At 46.6% G+C, this 20,009-nt stretch carries 19 protein-coding genes and 1 tRNA gene; 7 read left to right on the top strand and 13 right to left on the bottom strand.

The window, feature by feature from the left end; all coding sequences use genetic code 11:
- Positions 1-84 precede the first annotated feature (84 nt).
- Complete coding sequence (locus tag GSQ62_RS05440; protein WP_202621845.1) at positions 85-321, bottom strand: helix-turn-helix domain-containing protein; 237 nt, start codon at positions 319-321, stop codon at positions 85-87.
- Positions 322-349: 28 nt separating this feature from the next.
- Between GSQ62_RS05440 and GSQ62_RS05435 the strand changes: the two genes are divergently transcribed.
- Both GSQ62_RS05435 and GSQ62_RS05430 read left to right on the top strand, forming a co-directional pair.
- The gene (locus GSQ62_RS05435; protein WP_161888567.1) at positions 350-1,030 is read left to right on the top strand and encodes a DUF4359 domain-containing protein; all 681 of its coding nucleotides are present in this window, start codon (positions 350-352) and stop codon (positions 1,028-1,030) included.
- Between the two features lie 5 nt (positions 1,031-1,035).
- Positions 1,036-1,560, top strand: coding sequence for a hypothetical protein (locus GSQ62_RS05430; RefSeq protein WP_161888566.1), 525 nt, complete (start codon positions 1,036-1,038; stop codon positions 1,558-1,560).
- Positions 1,561-2,413: 853 nt separating this feature from the next.
- Here GSQ62_RS05430 and GSQ62_RS05425 read toward each other — a convergent pair.
- The gene (locus GSQ62_RS05425) at positions 2,414-4,060 is read right to left on the bottom strand and encodes a hypothetical protein (protein WP_161888565.1); all 1,647 of its coding nucleotides are present in this window, start codon (positions 4,058-4,060) and stop codon (positions 2,414-2,416) included.
- A 680-nt stretch (positions 4,061-4,740) separates the two neighbouring features.
- On the opposite strand from GSQ62_RS05425, the gene GSQ62_RS05420 reads away from it, so the two are divergent.
- Entirely contained in the window at positions 4,741-5,403 is a 663-nt protein-coding gene (locus GSQ62_RS05420; protein WP_161888564.1) for an SOS response-associated peptidase, read from the top strand.
- Positions 5,404-5,492: 89 nt separating this feature from the next.
- Here GSQ62_RS05420 and GSQ62_RS05415 read toward each other — a convergent pair whose 3' ends face one another.
- The 11 genes from GSQ62_RS05415 to sucC form a co-directional block, all read right to left on the bottom strand.
- Positions 5,493-6,461 (bottom strand): hypothetical protein, encoded by a 969-nt coding sequence (locus tag GSQ62_RS05415; RefSeq protein ID WP_161888563.1) that lies wholly within the window; start codon positions 6,459-6,461, stop codon positions 5,493-5,495.
- Positions 6,462-6,740: 279 nt separating this feature from the next.
- Entirely contained in the window at positions 6,741-7,337 is a 597-nt protein-coding gene (locus GSQ62_RS05410) for a hypothetical protein (protein WP_161888562.1), read from the bottom strand.
- Positions 7,338-7,412: 75 nt separating this feature from the next.
- Positions 7,413-7,706 (bottom strand): type ISP restriction/modification enzyme, encoded by a 294-nt coding sequence (locus tag GSQ62_RS05405; RefSeq protein WP_237587008.1) that lies wholly within the window; start codon positions 7,704-7,706, stop codon positions 7,413-7,415.
- Entirely contained in the window at positions 7,703-8,440 is a 738-nt protein-coding gene (locus GSQ62_RS05400) for a phospholipase D family protein (protein ID WP_161888561.1), read from the bottom strand. The genes GSQ62_RS05405 and GSQ62_RS05400 overlap by 4 nt, the downstream gene beginning before the upstream one ends.
- A gap of 282 nt (positions 8,441-8,722) precedes the next feature.
- Positions 8,723-8,899 (bottom strand): hypothetical protein, encoded by a 177-nt coding sequence (locus GSQ62_RS05395; protein ID WP_161888560.1) that lies wholly within the window; start codon positions 8,897-8,899, stop codon positions 8,723-8,725.
- 45 nt (positions 8,900-8,944) lie between these two features.
- A complete protein-coding gene (locus tag GSQ62_RS05390) occupies positions 8,945-9,400 on the bottom strand; it encodes a DUF1801 domain-containing protein (RefSeq protein ID WP_161888559.1) in 456 nt (151 codons plus the stop codon).
- Positions 9,401-9,878: 478 nt separating this feature from the next.
- Complete coding sequence (locus GSQ62_RS05385) at positions 9,879-10,577, bottom strand: hypothetical protein (protein ID WP_161888558.1); 699 nt, start codon at positions 10,575-10,577, stop codon at positions 9,879-9,881.
- Positions 10,578-10,784: 207 nt separating this feature from the next.
- On the bottom strand, positions 10,785-11,120 hold the full coding sequence (locus GSQ62_RS05380; RefSeq protein WP_161888557.1) for a hypothetical protein: 336 nt from the start codon (positions 11,118-11,120) through the stop codon (positions 10,785-10,787).
- A 20-nt stretch (positions 11,121-11,140) separates the two neighbouring features.
- Positions 11,141-12,409, bottom strand: a complete 1,269-nt coding sequence (locus GSQ62_RS05375; protein WP_161888556.1) for a site-specific integrase — start codon at positions 12,407-12,409, stop codon at positions 11,141-11,143.
- A gap of 219 nt (positions 12,410-12,628) precedes the next feature.
- A tRNA-Arg gene (locus tag GSQ62_RS05370) sits at positions 12,629-12,702 on the bottom strand.
- Positions 12,703-13,025: 323 nt separating this feature from the next.
- On the bottom strand, positions 13,026-14,222 hold the full coding sequence (gene sucC / locus GSQ62_RS05365) for an ADP-forming succinate--CoA ligase subunit beta (protein WP_161888555.1): 1,197 nt from the start codon (positions 14,220-14,222) through the stop codon (positions 13,026-13,028).
- A 198-nt stretch (positions 14,223-14,420) separates the two neighbouring features.
- On the opposite strand from sucC, the gene GSQ62_RS05360 reads away from it, so the two are divergent.
- The 4 genes from GSQ62_RS05360 to GSQ62_RS05345 all read left to right on the top strand — a co-directional run bounded on the left by GSQ62_RS05360 (position 14,421) and on the right by GSQ62_RS05345 (position 19,716).
- Positions 14,421-15,482, top strand: coding sequence for an AI-2E family transporter (locus GSQ62_RS05360; RefSeq protein WP_161888554.1), 1,062 nt, complete (start codon positions 14,421-14,423; stop codon positions 15,480-15,482).
- A gap of 156 nt (positions 15,483-15,638) precedes the next feature.
- Positions 15,639-16,307 (top strand): ABC transporter ATP-binding protein, encoded by a 669-nt coding sequence (locus tag GSQ62_RS05355; protein WP_161888553.1) that lies wholly within the window; start codon positions 15,639-15,641, stop codon positions 16,305-16,307.
- A gap of 257 nt (positions 16,308-16,564) precedes the next feature.
- Positions 16,565-17,347, top strand: coding sequence for a hypothetical protein (locus GSQ62_RS05350; RefSeq protein WP_161888552.1), 783 nt, complete (start codon positions 16,565-16,567; stop codon positions 17,345-17,347).
- 458 nt (positions 17,348-17,805) lie between these two features.
- Positions 17,806-19,716, top strand: a complete 1,911-nt coding sequence (locus GSQ62_RS05345) for a RecQ family ATP-dependent DNA helicase (protein WP_161888551.1) — start codon at positions 17,806-17,808, stop codon at positions 19,714-19,716.
- Positions 19,717-20,009 lie beyond the last annotated feature (293 nt).

The raw sequence follows: 20,009 nt of genomic DNA, 5'->3' as shown, positions 1-20,009 counted from the left end.
GGTATAGGCGAAAGGCGGAGTAGCAGACGCAGCATCTAAGCTGGCAGCCAGAATACGGATGTTCTCTATGGGAAACAGGAGTGGTTAAGAAAGCTCATCTGGCACATCCAAGTCCAGCAACTCCTTCAGGGGTATTTGCAGGCCATGGGCAAAAGACAAGAGCACGTCCAGAGTCACTGAATACTTTGCGTTCTCTGTCCGCTGCACAGTTAGCTTGGAGACGTTGGCTATGTCGGCAAGCTCCTGTTGGCTTATGCCTCTTTGCTCCCTAATCTTTCTTAGGTGCACGCCGAACGCCTTGATGCCTGCTGGATTCTTCACCCGCCAAAGGTGACACACTAAAGAAAACATGCTGGGTACATATGTGTATCCAAATATTGTTTTTAGATTTGCTTACCACTTCACTCAAGCAGAATTACACCTACTTATGGAAACGCTTACAGCGCAAGCAATACAAAACCATGCTCGCCACCTAACCCTCCAGCAGTGGCTGAAGGAGAACCCCAATGCTTCCATTAACGCCTATTACAGCGAGTTTGGAGCACAAGCTATGCCTACCATTAATACAGCTACAAGTGCACCTACAGCAGCTCCTGTGGCTTATGATGATGCTGTTGATGATGCTGTAATTAAGCCTGTTGTTAGAAAGGCGCGTGTAAGCGTCCAAAACTGCCTGTTGGGTCTTGCTGCACTTGCGGGGGTTTTGGTTTTCACCAACCCTGATGAAGCAAAGCACAAGGAAGCCTTCAAACAGGCCATAGTGAACGCGGTGGGCGTGGAGGAAAAAGCCAGTGAAGCAACGGAAGGCTCTGGTCTTGAAGGAATGATTGCATTTGCGGGTCGCTCAATAGTGATGCAACTCGCTGACGCTGCGGCATACACTATGCTAAACGTGGATGACTACGTGCTTTTTTCCCTCACCAGAGTAACCTTTGACAAAGAAACAAACATAATCGGCATCGGTGTCATGGGCAAAGTTTATATATCCGACGAGGTAGATGCCAACCTTAAAAAGCACTTTAACCTGTAATGGTAATGGAGCAGATTCACATAAAGGTAATGCAGGAGCATAACCTGCAATTATTCAGGCTGATAGGCAAGGAGAACCACCTTGACCACATCTACTCCGCTTTTCTGTGCAGGGAGAATGTGCTCGATTTCAAAAGGGACTATAGGGTTGCCTGCCTGTACTTTGAGCAGGAGAAAGAACTGAAACTGGAGGGGCTTAAGTTTGACGACGTATCTGTGGCGGGTGGCATTATGAATTTGCGGAGGGAAGGGAAGCGCGCTTTTGGACAGGCGCTGTACTTTGCCATCCTTGAGGAGTTGCGCCAGCACGCTGATTACTTCATTTACAACAAGTGGCCTTATCTGGCTTATGCGCACTTGGGCGAACCTGACTTCAAAGAGCGATTTGCGCAGGCGTACGGTGCCTTTGAGTTGGAAACGAGGATGAAGAAGAAAGGGATTCCTGCCCCTTATATTGATGATGAAAACTTCCAAATGCTGTACCATGAGGCAATAAATGCCTATCACTTTTACACTGACGGCATTTGTTGACGAGGCATTTTAGTAGAGGCGGGAGAGTAAGGGCTCACTTGAGGAGTATGGTTTTGTTTAATGCCAGTAGTCTCGGCAGCTTTTTGGCTGCTGAGGAAAATTTTCTCTTCCATGTTTGAACCTTTAGCGGAGAGAAAGCATTTACGCGTGCCCGCGCGCGGCGTTCGCTTATATGATGGTATATGCGGTTCTTTAAAATGACGTTTTAAAGGGCATTAGAAGATATTTAAAAGGGCATTAGGTAAATGTCCTTTTAAAACGTTTATTAAAATATCTTAAAGTAAAATGTCTATTGTAAATAGGGGCAAATTCGCTGAAGCTCATTTGCCAGCCTTCACTATCGCTCAGGCTCACTTAGAATTTAAATTTTAAATTTACCTTATAACTCTCTCTTTCGCTATAAAGGAAAATGGCGTTTAAACTTCCTCTCTCTGCCTTTACCCGCTAATGAAAATGTCTTACATTTAAGAATTAATAGCCGCGAAGCCCCTGTGCCGCCAGTTGAGGTGCAACCTTTTGGATGAAATCCCGTTTAAGGCTATTCTTAGACCTTGTGGCGCATTATCTATTTGCGGCAAGGTGATTGTGAGGGTTTGGCATGAAAGTGTCTTAAAACGGCTTATTTGGCGTTGTTTGCTCTGCAGCCTTTCATATCACCTGTGTTCACCGATATCTTGCCCGTCTGAAGGCGCTTTGCTGCTTTTGCTATGAGTGCTAAGCTGAAGAGAAGTCAATAGGCATTTGTGAAAATGGCTTTACCCATTGGCAAACTAAAGCAATGCCCGTTTAAACATTGTGTCCATCAGGCATTGCTTAGCTGTAAATGCGGGTTGATGCTGCGGTAAGATGTCGCCTAAGTCAACTGATGACCTTCTTCCCAAGGTTCTGCGCATCGAAGAAAATCATCAACAGTAGAAATTTTCCGTATCTCTTTACGAACCAATTCCATTACTATGTCTTCGGCTCCTTTTACAGTTAAAAGTGAGTACTTACCAGTCCTGCTCATAATCGGGAAAAATGGTACGGTTTCATCTTTCACCATTAACACCTTGCAAACCCTCTCCACCAAGAAATGAGCTTCCATTCTGTTTAAAAGATTCGAAAGCAAGTTCGTATCTTTTTTGTTTAGCCACTCAGTGAATACAAATATTGCAGGGAACCTGTTTTTGAAGGCAGCGCGCAGCTTCATGAATCTGTCTCCATGGGCATAGTTTTTGTCAAAAAGGACTTTGTCGAAAAAAAAGTGAAATTCATCTGTATCAAGCAATGCTTCCGCATCCTCTAATGGAAGCAACTTCAATATATCATTTACCGTGTCTGGGGCTGATACAAGTTTCCTTAATCTGTAGAAGTCTTTGTTCTGCACCCTGCTTCTCCCCAGCCTGAACAAAGAAATTAGAGTCTCAGCCTGTAAAGGTGTAATAGAGGTGGCGTAGAGAGTGTTCAGGTAAATGTCGCCTCCTTCCATTTCTCCTAAGAACAGATTCTGGCTCTTGGTTGGCTTGGCGTGTACAGGGTCTTCCGCTATGCCTCCGCGTTCAATGTATTCGTTGTATGACATTGTTAACTCATCTTCTGGAGAAAGGTGTTCAGTTGCCTGTGCGAGGGTCTTAGTGGTTGAACCAGAGACGAAGTGTAGAAACTGAGCGAATCCAGACTCAAACCCCCAGAAGCTGTAGTCTAACAAGGCTATGAGCATGATGATTTTGCTGTCCAACACTTCTATCTCAACAAGTCTGTGCCCCCCATAGGTGATAGAGGGTTTGAGCATCGGGAACTGTGATAGGTGGCTTAGGGTCGTGCGCAGGAACCCCGTTTCACGGTTAAACTCAAAGCGCCATTGCTTGCTTTTGAGTTCATAGATGAGGAGCTGGCCTACGTTATTGCTTACATTGAGCCTGTATGGTGTAGGGTCGTCTGGATATATAGGAGATACATAATAGTCCTGAAATGCTTGGATTGCCTTGGATTCATCTATTTCCAGTCCCCCGTCTAAATAAAACTTGGAAAGTTCGGGACGATGAAGCAGCCCTGATAAGTTGCCGAGGCAAACACTAACGGCTGCCTCAATCACGGCAGCGGATTCCAGTCGTTCTTCCTTTAGCCTTGAAGTTTCATAAGCAGGGGAGAACCTGTAAGCATATTCTAATCCGCCTTCTCCAACAGCCACTTCTACTCTCTCGAGTACTCCCCGCATGACCAAATAGTCAAGGAGTTGCCTGTGGTTTGGGATAAAGGCGGTCGCAGCTATGACGTGTAAAGGGGCGTAACCATCCTTAGTGAAATGCTCAGGATAGTTAGCCATTGCTTTTAGAAGCGAGTCTAACAGGAGCTTAAGTGCGTCTCTGTTGTATGCATCAGGCTCTTCGTATATGGCTAAGTCAATATCGGCATGAGCTGGATAGATAACCGTGTCTGCTCTCTGTGTTAGGTACATGTATAAACCTTCCTTGATTAGGAACTCTCGGATTGCATTGATAATTTCGTTTTTTTTAGTCATGATAATTCCATTAAAGTTCGTTTAAAAACTTTTTTACATTTAATTATTATTTGTTTTGTTATATTATTTTACACGTCTTTGTAGCGGCCGATAAGCTTTGGGTAAGTTTTAAAATGTTGCTGTATGGTGAATTATACAGGTAATAACCCAATTTAGGTTTTCTTTAATTTACCATATATTAGTATTGTTATATTCTTGTAAAATTTATTTAACGACATTTATAAATAAAATAATTTAAGATGTCTTTAAATAATTTAAAATTGGATTGAAAAATAGACAGGTGTTGCTGGAATTAATCTAAATAATATAATTCGAGCATGGGTTAGTACCTGTGCAATTGGAGAAGAAACAACCTTGCGCAATTTATAAGTGTCATAATATAAGGTAGTTGTGTGCTTAGCGTGCGTCGGGGATTTATTAAATAATTTAATAAATTAGGGGGTGTTATCAGAAGCAAGTTGAGGATTTGAGAAGGTAAAATATTCTTGCACTTTTTTGAAACAAATGTTCTTTTTTGTCGTAGCGCGCTTCTATTCGCTATTTGCAAACTTTGATGAATTGGAAAAACATTTAAAAAATCGTTGACCGGGTGAGCTTTTATACGAAAATTATAAATATAATTCTGAATATATTAGAGTGATTAGCTTTGAATCTTAGTCTCCTATTTCTAATAAATGCCTATGTGCGGACGCTACACAGTACAGCCCAAAGTTAGCAAAGGCCACTCTAAAGCAGCGAAGCTTATAGAGAAGCACTTGCAGGAAGCGCATTACAACGCTGCACCAAGCCAAGCGCTTCCTGTCGTGACAAACCAGCAGCCTAACGCGCTCCAGTTCTTCTCTTGGGGCTTACAGCCTTTTTGGGCTAAGGATGCCAAGGCGGTTAAGCGTTCTATTAACGCACGGGCGGAGACATTGACAGATAAGCCCATGTTTCGCAGCCTATTGAAGTCTAAACGTTGCCTCGTACCTGCAGACGGGTTCTTTGAATGGCAGAGGACGGAGCATGGAAAGGTGCCTTACCGCATCATGCTAAAAAATGAAGACCTGTTTACTTTCGCAGGGCTTTGGGATGAATGGGCTGACAAGGAAACAGGGGAAGTGCTGCATACCTTTAGCATCATTACTACAGAAGCTAACGACGTTGTAAAGCCCATACATGACCGTATGCCTGTCATTCTTTCTCCAGAGGCGGAAGAGCTGTGGCTGGACGAGAACGAGCCACAGGATGACCTGCTCTCCTTGCTGGTGCCATACAAAGCTGAAGACATGAAAGCTTTTCCTGTCTCTCCGCTGGTAAACTCTCCGCTGAACAATGTGCCTGAAGTACTAAACTCGCTGTAAAAACAACTAATTTCTTAACATTTACAGTAGGAGCAAAAGCTGCTTGATTTAAAGCTACTTGAGCCGTTTTTTAGGAACTAAAACACACCTTATAATCCAAAAAATCTTTTTCTTATTGCTGATGTATTCATTGAAAATAATAGCAAACCTACAAAAGTATACACACCTCCAATTAAAAGATTAAATGTTTTATATATGGAAGGTTCTATAGTATTATCTATTCGCTGAACCTTATATTTTTTGTTGAACTCCGCTACTGATAATTTTATTTCGTCATCTGTTCCCTCAAGTGTTAAAGCTACTTTTGAAGGGTAAAATGAAGCAATAGAACCAATTTCACTCTTTGAACCATCAGTTAACACAAAGTTTACATCGCGCTCATTAGGCAAGAAGTTTAATGCTGGGACAAAATGAGTAGTCAGGAATATAACACCAAGGATGGTTGACATGACTCCAACGGTTTTAAAAAGTTGTCTTTTGTTATTCCTACGTTTATCGCTTTCTGGTAGCTGATTCTCCTTTTGCACAGAACTAAGGTCTGTAATCCTAAAGTCAAAAGTGATTCCATTAAAGAACTCAATAGCTTCTTCACTACCTAAGTTTACTCCATTTAAAATTTCTACAAGAGCCTCAACCTCAATAAATTCTTCTTTTTTTAATAAATCCCACTCCACCTGAACTTCTTGAGCATTGTTTAAGAGAGCTTTTGTTGAGGCTCCATCAGGATGAGAGGTGATTGAGAACTCCAACCACTTGAAATCATTTGTGGAGATTATTCTCAACGGGTTATAAACCCTATTTTTATCAATATCAATTTTTCCATTGTTTATGATTCGTGCCTTTAGCAGAATTAATGTGCTCGAAATGGGCTGCTTGTTATAGCTCATTTCAATATTTAAGCGGTTTACGTCATCTCTAAAGAGGCTATAACACTCTTTGTTTTGAAACTCTAAGCTTACGGTTCTTTTAGACTTTTCGTATGTCCAAATGGAATAAATACCAAAACCTATTGTAAGTATTAAACCAATTGCACCTAAAACTAATCCTAGTATCTCCATTTGTTTAAACAAACCTATTGTAGGTCTGATTTTATAACCCATTTACATGTAAATAGCAAATATACATTATTTCGTATGTCTACAGCTACTATATGACCGTGCTCGTTATTTTATCGCCAAGAGCAGAAAAACTATGAAAGGACGAGAACGAGCCATAGGACGGGCTGCTTTCGCTCCTGCAGCCTTTTGCGGCAGACAAGATGAAAGCCTATGCTGTCTCTCCGCTGGTAAACTCTCCGCTGAACAATGTGCCTGAAGTACTGAACTCGCTGTGAGAATTTAAAGGGTTAGCTTTAATATGTCGTAAATAATGGCAAAAAGGGTAACACCTCCCACTACTACTACGGCAGCCCTCACGAGCCTCTTCATCGGAAGCAGGAAAGCTATATATAGCTCCTTGCGTCGGGTCAGGTCTTCAAATTTTTGGATGCGTCTTTTCACAAGATAATTGTTCACAAACAGAAAACTTACGCCCGAATAGACAAGCATCACCATAATGAAGGTGCCTGCCATGCTGAATTTCACCTCCCTCAATGGCCCGATTGCCTCTGAACTACCAGCAGGGGTTTCAGGCGCTTGTAGCGCACTATATATCACAAACAGAAAGTAAAACGCAAAGAAGGCAACTGGCACCATTGCGTTTAGGGTAGTAAACGTATCTTTTCTTGCGGTTGCTTTGTCAAAGGCTGCGGTAAAATAAGCTTGGGTGCTTAGGAGCACAAGCAAATTTAAAACCCAAAGCATATTTGCGGCGGAAAAGCCCTGTCTGTAGTTGCCTGTTCCAAGCAGTGAAAATTCTGTGATTAGGAAACCCAGAATCCCAGGCACTAAAAGCATGTAAGCTTTCAAGTTACTTAACTTCAGTTGTGTTGGCATTAAATTAAGCTATGGAGACTAAATTTTAAATTTAAAGTTGCCTTTTTAATTAGATGCGTCAGTTTCAATACTTTTTCAAATCTCCACCTTGTCTATCTCATTCATCAGTCTATCCGTCTCCGCCAAGGCCACAATAATTTTCTGGTAGTGCAGTATGTCATCAAAGCTTAACTCGCGGCCTTTGCGGTCTTTGAGCCATTTTTGAGCTGGTTGGTAGCCCCCTATGTAGAACTCCCAAGCTGTTTGTGGTACGTTAGCGAAATACTGAGTGTCGTTGATGTAGACGTTGCCGTGTTCATACAAATGCTCTGTCGGAATTGACACTTGTTCAACTAAAGCCAAGAGTGCTAGTCGAATCAGTATTTTCAAACTTTTATTTCAACAGCAATAGTATCAGGCCAAATGATAAACTTTCCATACTGACCATCTTTTGAAATTCCACCTATCTCTGCACCTCTTTTAGTAGTAAACCAATCTTCTTCTTTTTTGTACATTAATTTATTATCTACTAACCACTTATTTATCTTTTGACTGCTTATCCCTGTTATTTGAGATAATTCCTTAGTAGTACAGTACTTTGATTTAGAATAGTCTTGCTTTCTATCAATCAAAGGAACCTCGGTCTTTGCAATTTCCTTTTGCGTTCCTTTCTGAGGTGCCTTCACATATGAGAAATCTTCACTGTTGTGAATTATCGAATCTATATCCTTTTCAGCATCTTCATAAACCGATTTGTCTTCCTCTATTGCAGTATCTATTAAAATTCCCATTTCCCTGTTATTTTGTTGAGAAAACTCATACAAGTTCATGGAGGCAATAATCATTTTGCTTTCATTTAAATAGCATTTCGCATGAAGGTTTTTCGAGAAATATAAACGAACGTATTTTAATTCTTCCAGATAACTCATTTCAGCAGGAGCAAGCTCTTGTTTCCCAAAAATAATTCTTACTTCTACTTTCTCCCTCTCCTTATCATTTAACAACTCCTTGATGTGGTCTGAAAGCTTTAAGTAAGGGCTAATTATGTAAAGCTTTTTTTTAGCATCTCTTATCAGGTTTTCTAATTCTGCAGAAATGCTTGATGTTCTTAAATATTTCGCCATCGTAACTTAACTATACTAATTAAAGTGTTTGTAACAATTTTATGAGAGTGTAATGCCGTGCAACGACCAGCTGGTGTTTGTATTGGCATTACAGTACAAGCGAATATATTATATTTAGATGGATATATATAGCAAATTTCACCCAGTCTATATAGGCATCATAGCAGATGGTAGGTCAAGGCGTTAGTAATGTTTTAGTTTTGAGGTATTTATAGCCATTGACAGAAGCTTTTAAGAACGGTTAATAGTAGACCCTATAATGGCAGCGTTTGTAAAGACTGTCTAAAAGTCTATGGTTTCAATCTTTGGCTGCATCTCTGCGTCCTTTTCCCGCTGAATTTCTATGATTCTGGTAACGCTCCAGTAAAGCACCAGCACGAAGCCGCCGTAAATGACACCGCGCAAGATGTTCTGGCGCAGGAACTGTTGGCGGGGTGTGAGTTGGTCAAACTTTTTCAACTGGAGAGGTTGTAGTTAGCATGGATACTAATTGACGCAAAGGGATTAACGCTTTATTTGCTTTTCATAGGTTGCTATCCACTCTTGAGGGGTGATTTTAGCGGCCAACTCTCCTAACAGACTATAGGGTATTTGCTCCAGTTTCTTAAAACGAATACAGCTCTTGCCCATATCCAGCTTTCCCTTCTGTTTCTTTCCGTACTCCTCTTTGAACCAGTTCAGCACTTGCTGGTCAGAATAAAGGGCAATGTGATACACCGCAACATAGTTCTTCTGGGAAGCAATGCTCAAAAAAGGCAATGGCTTCTTGGGCTCACAGTGGTAGCCAGTAGGATAGAGGGAATGGGGCACTACATAGCTTATCATGCCATAGCTCATTACTTCCTCAAAGCCCTCTGGTAGGTTGTTAAGAATTGCGTCCCGCAACTGGATTATGACTTGCTTCCTATCGTCTGATAATTCGCTAATGTATTCTTCTGGTGTTGTTACTTTTGATTGCATGAGAATAGGATTTGCTGGTTGTTTTGCTACCTAAAATTTTGCTTTCAACTGTATTCAGCTTTGATTCATCTGCAGTTGAAATTAGCCTTGTTTGAAGTGTTTCCAGTCCTTTACCGACAAGTTCAGAGGCAGGTAGCGCAACAATTTCTTAAAGTGTCTGTGTTCGCTGTAGGGGCTTAAAATGCGCCGTTTTAAATCCGCTTGCCAAGTGTTCTAAGGGTAGGTCAAAGCGGCATTGACAGGACTTGTTTTGGAACGGCTTTAGGCGCTTTACAGACACTTTGTGAGAGCAGTTGATGCACACTTAGCGATGGCGTTATTGCGCAGTATAAAGCTTATAACGTTGAGCCGCTTTGTGAAGGTGGGGTATTCAAGTTCCAGCCGTCTCACTTTAGCACGTTAGTCGCTACTTATTTTACTGTTTAAAATTAACTCTTCAGCCACACTTTTACAAACCGCACGTTGCCTGCTGGCATTTTCATAGCATATCCCGTGCTCCAAGAGTTACCTCTTTAATGAGGGACTTTAAGTTATATACATCGTTTGTAATTTTCTTTTGGAACTCAGGTGAATTGACGGGAGCGCCAACCAATTCTTTTTCGAAAGAAATTCCGTAGCCAAGAAAGGATAACCCGTACTCATTGAAAAATTTAGCCCATTTGCCCTCAAAAAACATTTCTTGGTTTTTCGGTAAGGGTAAAAAAAATGGTGAAAAGGAAATATAGTTTGGAACAACTTTAAGTTTAGGTGTTTCTGCTCGTAATGACTCCCTTATAAATGAAGTAAAGGCTCTAAGGTAAATTTCAAGTTGGTTAGTGAGGTATGCATCTGCACCTCTATCGATAAGGCCTTTGATATTTGTTAGATATTCATTACATGATTGCCGAAATTTATCTTCAGAACTCTTGTCCATCATAGCGTTTTCAAACTCAATATTATTACTAAAATCAACATAATTTTCTATTAACTTTGACAATATTATATTTAAAGGAGCATAAACATTTCCAATCTGTTGACGAGCATTTGATAGATAACCCTCCTGCAATTTTTGTCTGTATGTAATTTCAATCTCTTTTATCTTTTGAATTGCTGAATATCTTGTTGCAAGAGCAGTAAAAGCAACACCTATTAATGTACATGAAGCAGTTACTATACCAACTAAAACAGTATTATCCATTTTATTAAATCGAGTTTGATTAAGTTGATTTGAATTATGCTTGCAAGCAACTATGCATAGACGGTGTTATTCCGTTTAGCCGCCCAACAGTAGTTGGATAAACGGAAATAAACTAAAAAATATGCTATTTACGAATTTTTAAATGCCTGTACAGCCTTGTAAAGCCGTTTCTGTAAATGACTTGTAAATTTAAAATTGGCGGCTGGTTTACAGGACTTGCGAAATAACCAGTTTGTTTGGGCCGCTTCCAATGGTTTTAAGTTGAATATCGTCTTGCGGCTGATTAAATAAGTTGTAATCCTGCTTCTTTTCAGGCTCTGGCTCTTTGTACAGGTCTTCCCGCCACTGCTCCAGCTCCTCTTGCGTTTCAAACGCTGCCAGTATTTCGCTTGGGCTTTGGTTAAGGGTGCGGTACAGGTCGGGGTTTTCCAAGCTGTACAGCTTCCAGCCTTTTATGCGGCCACAATGAAAGCCTATCTCCGCTTCTACTGCGGCATAGCACTCTGTGCTGTACTCGATACTCCAAGGGTCAATTTGTGCCATGATTTTAAATTTAAAGTTGGTTAACGGGTTGTTGTGAGGTTTATATTTCTAGTAAACCTGTAGCTTTCCGCACTAAAGAGCTTTTCCTTCAGTGGCTGTACCGCTGTTGCAATTAAGTCATCATTTACCTTTGCATAAATTTGGGTGGTAGTAATATTGTTATGCCCTAAGATTTCTTTTACAACCTCCATAGACACGCCGTTTTGAAGTGCCACGGTTGTGGCGAACGTGTGCCTGCCGATGTGTGTCGTGAGGTTTTTAGAGATACTGCAAAGGTCAGCCACCTCTTTAAGGTAGGCATTATATTTCTGGTTTGAGGGGAGCGGAAGCAAGTTGCCCGATTCCACTACTTTTGGGTGATGCTGATACTTTATCAAAATAGCCTTAGCTGGGGCAAGTAACGGGATTCTACATACATTCCCTGTCTTCTTGCGGTTGATGAATATCCACTCGCTCCCGTCAATGCCCAAGCCAATGTTCTCACTACGGAGAGAGGAAACATCCGCAAAGGCCAAGCCAGTGTAGCAAGAGAAAAGAAATAAATCTTTGATGATATTCAGCCTTTGAACTTCAAAATTACGAGCTTCTAGTGCCTGAAGTTCATGTTTAGTTAAAGGCTGCACCTCTGTTTTCTTCTTTTTGATGGAGTAGCGCAGGAACGGGTCTTTGCTGAAATAGTCATGCTGGAGGGCAATAGTGACGGCCTTTCGTAGCTTCTGCATGTGCTTGATACAGCCGTTCTGCGTGCAACCTCCCAAGGTTTTGAGATACATTTCATAATCCGCTATGAACCTGTAGTCAAGATCGTTTAAGCTAATATCTTTTACCTTGTATTGAGTTGAAACATACTTGTGGAGCTGGCGTTGTGAGGCCAAATAATTCTTGTATGTGCTCTCCGTGTAGTCCTTGCCAATCAACGCACGAATGTCCGATACCATTTTATCAAAGACAGAAAGTAGGGTAGGCGAGTTAGTCTTGTCACCTAACACGTGTCTTTTTACTATGTTGGAAGTGACTGTTTTGCTTTCTAGTACAAGGTTGTTGTAAACTGTTCTTGCTTTGACAGAGTAAGCCTCAATGTCAGAATTGATACTTTTGGCAACTTCTGTTCTGCCTTTTGCTCTACCTTTGGCACTATCCCATAGAGAAGGGGCTAGGTTATGCTTTAAAGAGAGCTCAACAATTTCCCCATTGACCGTGACTCTGATGTAAATAGGGGCTTCGCCTGATTTGTTGAGTTTGGCTTTCCTTAGGATGGCTAGTACCGAAAATGATTGTGTGTTTTTCATGGTTCTTCCTGTTAAATGAAGACCACTTTTACTTAAAGAATCTTGCTTGCAGTAAGATGTTGATCAGTTGTTTATCTAGCTATTCGTGACCTAATATTTAGAATTGAAAATAGGTCACGGACAGTTCACAAGTTTTTGCTCCGACGTTGTTAAGAATCCCGCCTAAAACAATAAAAAACGCCTTGCAAAATCGATTTACAAGGCGTTTTCAATCAATTGTGCACCCGAGAGGATTCGAACCCCTAACCCTCGGAGCCGAAATCCGATATTCTATCCAGTTGAACTACGGGTGCAGTGCTGCAAAAATAGGAAGTATGCGCATAAAAGAAAACATTAGGGAGTAAATTTTATATCCCTTCCGGCTTTCCTGGTGCAGGCTGTTCAGTCACAGTGGTTTACTCCATTTTCTATATTTTCGGGTGATACCGGGGCTGCAATGGCAGCGCAGCATGCGCTTCAAAAAGTGGAAAAACAAGGAGGTTATACAGAGCAGAAATAACCTGCCCATCCATTCCCTAATGCCCCGACTTTACGGCCTGAGGATATAGCTATATATAAACAGCGCGGGCGGCCCCTATATGGCCGCCCGCGCTGTTTATATATAAGTGCTGGGAGTTTAAACCTCCGCCAACACCTGCTTTACTTTCTCAGCGGCCTCTTTCAGCGCGACGGCCGAGTATACTTTCAGGCCGGACTCATCGATGATGCGGGCGCCTTCTTCGGCGTTGGTGCCCTGCAGGCGCACGATGATCGGAACCCGGATGTCGCCGATGTTTTTGTAAGCCTCTACCACGCCGTTGGCCACGCGGTCGCAACGCACGATGCCCCCGAAGATGTTGATCAGGATGGCTTTCACGTTCGGGTCTTTGAGGATGATGCGGAAACCAGCCTCCACGGTCTGCGCGTTGGCCCCGCCCCCTACGTCCAGGAAGTTAGCGGGCTCGCCGCCGGAAAGCTTGATGATGTCCATCGTGGCCATGGCCAGTCCGGCGCCGTTCACCATGCAGCCCACGTTGCCGTCCAGCTTCACATAGTTCAGGTTCGACGCGCTCGCCTCCACCTCCAACGGATCTTCCTCCGACGTGTCGCGCAGGGCGGCCAGGTCCTTGTGGCGGAACAGGGCATTGTCGTCCAGGTCCACTTTGGCGTCTACCGCCAGTATTTTGTTATCCGAAGTCTTCAGCACAGGGTTGATCTCGAACATAGAGGAGTCCGTCTCCACATAGGCCTTGTACAGGTTGGTGATGAATTTCACCATCTCCTTAAACGCCTGTCCCTGCAGCCCAAAAGCAAAAGCAATTTTGCTGGCCTGAAACGGCCTAAGGCCCACGGCAGGGTCGATCCACTCCTTGATGATTTTCTCCGGCGTCTTCTCGGCCACTTCTTCAATGTCCATACCGCCTTCGGTAGAGGCCATGATCACGTTCTGGCCTTTGGCACGGTCCAGCAGAATGCTCAGGTAAAATTCCTTCGGCTCCGACTCGCCGGGGTAGTACACATCCTGCGCCACCAGCACTTTCTGCACTAGCTTTCCCTCAGGCCCCGTCTGGTGCGTTACCAGCGTCATGCCCAGTATCTGGTCCGCAATCTGCTTCACCTGATCCAGGTTTTTGGCCAGTTTCACGCCGCCGCCTTTGCCACGGCCGCCCGCGTGTATCTGCGCCTTGATCACGTGCCAGCTGGTGCCGGTTTCCTCGGTCAGCTTCATGGCAGCTTTCACGGCCTGGTCTGGCGTTTCAGCCACGATGCCTTCCTGGATGCGCACGCCGTAACCTTTTAAAATCTCTTTAGCCTGATATTCGTGTATGTTCATGCTCTCAGTTTTAATGGATGCCACGAAATTAAGCCTTTATTCCCTTAGATTCAAGCAAAGCTTTTCTAAAATATATGCCCCGCCTGCCCCTGCGCTACTGGCCACAGGCCGTGGAATGGGTGCATTTGTAACGCATGCGGGTGGATACGAGTAAATGGAAGAAGTGCAAATTTATGTACATGCACATAAAACCTGACTATGGCAGATATATATACTTACTCCAGGCGCGTTGCCACGGCGGCTCTTATCGTCCTGTTGATGCTGGCGGGCTTTTACCTGCTGGGGCGGCACGCTTACTTTTTCCTGCTGGTGTTTGCGGCCATCCTGCTGGCGGTGCTGTTCTGCGGCATGACCGACTGGCTTACAGACAAGCTGCACCTGAAGCGCGGGCTGGCCCTGCTGCTGGCCGTGCTCTTTTTCTTCGGGGTGATCGTGGCGGCGTTCTGGCTTATCGCGCCCACGGTTAGCAGGCAGATACAGGAAATGAAGCAGACGATTCCGCAGGCTTTGAGCCAGGTGGAGAACTGGCTGAGCCAGTACGGCTGGGGTCAGAAACTGATAAACAAAGTACCCGACGATATCAGCAAGGTGATGCCGAAGCAGGACGCGCTGCTGTCTAACCTGTCCGGGGCTTTCTCCACCACGCTAAGTTTCCTGGCTGATTTCGCCATCGTCATCATTACCGCCTTGTTCCTGGCATCCAGCCCGAAACTTTACACGGTGGGGCTCACAAAACTTTTTCCGGTGCGAAGCCGCTCACGCATCATGGAGGTGCTCGGTCAGTGCTACAGCACCCTGAAATCGTGGCTGGTGGGCATGCTCTCCGCCATGGCCATCATCGGGGTGAGCACGGCCATCGGGTACAGCCTGATCGGCCTGCCCCTGGCGTTTGCGCTGGCGCTGATCGCTTTTTTCCTGGCCTTCATCCCGAACGTTGGCCCCTGGATCGCCGGAGTGCCCGCGGTGCTGGTGGGCCTCACCGTCGGGCCGCAGATGGCCCTGTATGTGCTGCTGGTTTACGGGGGCGTCCAACTGGTGGAGAGTTATGTCATTACCCCCATCATCTTCCAGAAAACGGTGGATCTGCCGCCTGCCTTGCTGCTGTTCTTCCAGGTGTTGCTGGGCATTCTGCAGGGCGCGCTGGGGCTGCTGCTGGCGGCGCCCATCCTGGCCGTGCTGATGGTGCTGGTGAATGAGCTGTATATAAAGGACGTGCTGGAGGCTGAAGCTGCGCCTGCTGCGGAAGGAAAGCAGGTGTAGCCGCCAGTTTATATATAACGCGCCAGCTTTAAGCCATATATGCCGGGGCAGGGGCTTTCTTAGGAGCCGGATAACGAACAACCGTGAACTATACTTATATTTGTAAACTGGCTGTGTAATTGCCGCCACGAGTTGCCATTATATCTATTTTGAAAAGTGCTGCAGGTATCAAACATCCATAAGAAGTACGGTTCGCTGGAGGTGCTCAAGGGCATCGACCTGATTATTTACGCTGGGGAGGTGGTGTCTATCGTTGGCGCGTCCGGGGCGGGCAAAAGTACGCTGCTGCATATACTCGGCACCCTCGACACGGCAGACTCCGGCGAGGTGCGCTTCGACGACAAGAACATCGCCAGGATGAACGCCTCGGAGATGGCCCGTTTCCGCAACCGGCACATCGGCTTCATCTTCCAGTTCCACAACCTGCTGCCGGAGTTCACGGCCCTGGAGAACGCCTGCCTGCCCGGCTTCCTGGCGGGCCGCGCCGAGAAAGAAGTGCGCGAGCGCGCCGCCGAACTGCTACAGATGCTGGGGCTGTCGCACCGCCTGCACCACAAGCCCTCCGAAATGTCGGGAGGGGAGCAACAGCGCACGGCCGTGGCCCGCGCCCTGATCAACTCGCCCCGCATCATTTTCGCCGACGAGCCCAGCGGCAATCTCGACTCGCAGAACGCCCAGGAACTGCATGAAATCTTCTTCCGGCTGCGCGCCGAGTTCAACCAGACCTTCGTGATCGTGACGCACAACGAGCAACTGGCCGGCATGGCCGACCGCACGCTGGTGATGAAGGACGGCATGATTGTGCAGGAACTGCCGGTGAGTTAGCCATAGTCCCTTCTTTTTCTTCTTTCAGGCAGCCGTGGTGTATACTTCCGGCTCATAATCACGTATATACACCTCAGCCCTTTGCTCAACTTTTAGCTTTTTTGAGCAGGCAGTGCAAATGACGGAAAATATTTTAAAATTACTTGTAACTAACTGATAATCAGATAGATTAAATGGGTATTTTTAACTGTTTTTTGCACCATTTGCCACCCTGTGCTGTTAGCTATATGTACCATCACTATGAGAGCTAAATGAGTATGAATCAAGACACTAAAGAGATAAAGGTGCAGAAGAAACCAAAGATCGAAAGCTACGATATTGCCAAATCTGACGAGACGCTGCACTTGGCTGTAGACCTGGCCAAGTTCATCAAGGAGAACCGTCTCTACCAGAACATACAAGGCAAAGAATATGTGAACGTGGAAGGCTGGCAATATGCCGGTTCGCGGTTGGGTATTCTGCCGGTGGTAGAGCACGTGGTCAACATCAGCACCGACGAGGAGATTAAATATCAGGCGAAGGTGAACCTGCTTGATCTGCGCAGCCAGCAGGTAGTGGGGGCCGGGTTCGCTATATGTTCTAACCGGGAGCAGGGCAAAAAGTATTACCAGGAGTTCGCGATTGCCTCTATGGCGCAGACGCGCGCGATTGGTAAGGCGTACCGGAACATCCTGGCCTGGATCATCAGGGCGGCCGGTTACGAGCCAACCCCAGCCGAGGAAATGGACTACAGCGGAAACGACCAGGCTGCCAAGCCAGCGGTGCCGACCGAGAAGAAGGCTACCATGAAGTCGTCGACTAACGAGCCGGCCGTGGCTGCGGAACAGCAGCAGGAACCGGTTGCCAGCGTGCGCTATGCGTCGGCCAAGCAGAAGGAGGAGATCATCAGCCTGCTGAACAACCCGACGATTACGCGCCAGGAGAAGACGAAAATGCTGCTGAACATCAACCGCTTCGACGAGGAGCGCGCTGCGCAGGCCATCGAGAAACTGAAGAAAGTAATCGAGGACCGCGAAGATGGCCAGTCGGCTGCGGCATAAATTATCAGAATTTTACGTCACGGAAGCCTGCCCCTGTTTGGGGCGGGCTTTTTCATTTTCAGGCGACCGGGCGGCAGGTTTATATAGGCTATATATAGCGCGAGCCTTCTGGCTCGTTTGTGTTATGGAAGGGTCTCCGGCCAAAACCTCAGAGCTATATATGGCTTGACTCTGAAAACCTAATATATGCTATGTGGCGGCGCGGGTTGCAAACTCGCGCCAGCACAAAAGAGCAGGATTCAAACTCGCTGGCTTCAGACGCCATATAAACCTGACTCATATGCGGAGGATATTACACGCTCATCTATATAGCTTCAAAACAACACAGCCCTATATGGCCGGTGTTTTCTAAGGGAGTAAAAATCAGCTTACTGCTGTAAAAGAGCCTTTCTCCTGCGCGTTGATGCTTGTCTCTCATTTCCTATGCCCTATCTTCGCTGTGGAAACAACCCGGGCCTTTGCAAGACATCCACCATATACTGAAATCCCACTGGGGCTATGCGCAGTTCCGGCCGCTGCAGGAGGATATCATCCGGTCGGTGCTGGCGGGGCAGGACACGCTGGCGCTGCTGCCAACGGGCGGCGGCAAGTCCATCTGCTTCCAGGTGCCCGCCCTCGCTATGGAAGGCCTGTGCCTCGTTATCACGCCGCTGATCGCCCTGATGAAGGACCAGGTGGCGCAACTGAATAAGCGGGGTATAGCGGCCGTGGCCGTTTACTCGGGGATGAACCGCCGGGAGATCGACGTTGCCCTGGACAACTGTGTATATGGCAACATCAAATTTCTGTACCTCTCGCCGGAGCGCCTGCTAACCGAGTTGTTTCAGGAGCGCGTGAAGCGGATGAAGGTAAGTCTGATCGCCGTGGACGAGGCGCACTGTATCTCAGCTTGGGGCTACGATTTCAGGCCGCCCTACCTGCAACTGGCGGAGTTACGGGAAGCTTTGCCCAAGGTGCCGGTGATTGCGCTCACCGCCACGGCCACCGAACAGGTGAGGCAGGACATACAGGAGAAACTCGCCTTTCCGAAGCCGAACGTTTTCCTGAAGAGCTTTGCCCGCGCCAACCTATCCTATTCTGTCCTCGATACCGAAAACAAGACAGGCCGCCTGCTGGAGATTTTGCAGCGCCTACCGGGCCAGGCCATTGTATACGTCCGCAGCCGCCGCCAAACCGTGGAAATAGCAAAGCTCCTACGAAGCCGCCATATACCGGCGGCTGCTTACCACGCGGGCCTGAAGTTTGAGGAACGCAATGCGGCGCAGCAAAGCTGGATTGAAAACAAGGTGCGGGTGATGGTGGCTACGAACGCCTTCGGGATGGGCATCGACAAGCCGGATGTGCGGCTGGTCGTACACCTGGATTTGCCGGAAAGCCTGGAGGCGTATTACCAGGAGGCAGGCCGCGCCGGGCGGGATGAACTGTATGCCTATGCCGTTATCCTGAACGGGCCGAACGACGTGGCGGAACTGCAGCGCAAGGTAGAGGAGGCGCACCCGTCGGTTGATTATATCAGGAGGGTATACCAGTGCCTGGCCAATTACTACCAGCTGGCCGTGGGCAGCGGCCTCCTGAGCAGCTTCGACTTTGACCTGGCCACCTTCGCCAAAAACTACAAGCTACAGCCGCTGGAGGCACACCACGCCATTAAGCGTTTGGAGACAGAGGGGTATGTGCAGCTGAATGAAGGGTACTATATGCCTTCGCGGCTCATGCTGCTGCTCCACAGCGAAGCGCTTTACGAGTATCAGGTGGCCAACCCCGACCACGACCGGCTCATCCGGATGGTGCTGCGGCTATATGGTGGGGAGGCCTTCACCAACTTCGTGAAACTGTCGGAGCGCAAACTGGCGCTGCAACTGCATGAGGCGGAGCAGGAGGTGCGCCGAAAGCTGGAATACCTGCAAAAGCTTTCGGTCATTGCCTACGAGCCGCAGCACGACTCACCCCAACTGGTGTTCACCAAACCCCGCGAAGACGCCGCCACGCTTTGTTTAGACACCAGACGGTTGGTTACCCTGCGGGAGCGGGCGTTGCTGCAGGCCCGCGAGATGGGGCGCTATGCGAACACCGCCAACCGCTGCCGCACACAGTTGCTCCTGGAATACTTCGGCGAGATAACCGACACCCGCTGCCGCATCTGTGACTACTGCCTGGCCGAGCGCAAAAAGGAGCGGGAAGGGCAGGAACTGGAAACGCTGCGCGAGAAGGTGTTGGCGTTGGCGAAAGCGCAGCCCCGGCTCCCCAAAGAACTGGTGCAGCAGTTTGAGCCAAAGCACGCTGAGGCGGTAACCGCACTCCTCCGGGAACTGGTGGACGTGGGCAGGCTGCAGTACAGGGAGAGCGGGAAACTGGAGGCAGTGAGATAAGTTTAGTTCTCACTTTACAGAAAAAGGCGCTGCTCTGCCAGTAATGCCTTGCCTGCTTTCTAGAGCGCTGGATCTTATTCCCGGATTGGTTAAAGAAAGAAGGGCAGCAGCGCCAGCAGGCCGATGCACAGAAAAAGGATGTAGGGAAGCTGATGTTTTGCTGCTGAGGCGTCTGGCATACAAGGCGTGTGGTATTGGCACTCCAAATATAAAACAATTCTACTGTAGTAGGTGGCCGTGCGCTACCCCTGCCAGCCCCACAGCCGCCACTCCGGCTACACTTTTTTACCGGT

The organism is Pontibacter russatus (assembly GCF_009931655.1).
GTDB classification, from domain to species: domain Bacteria; phylum Bacteroidota; class Bacteroidia; order Cytophagales; family Hymenobacteraceae; genus Pontibacter; species Pontibacter russatus.
This window is presented reverse-complemented; position numbering and strand designations above follow the sequence as displayed.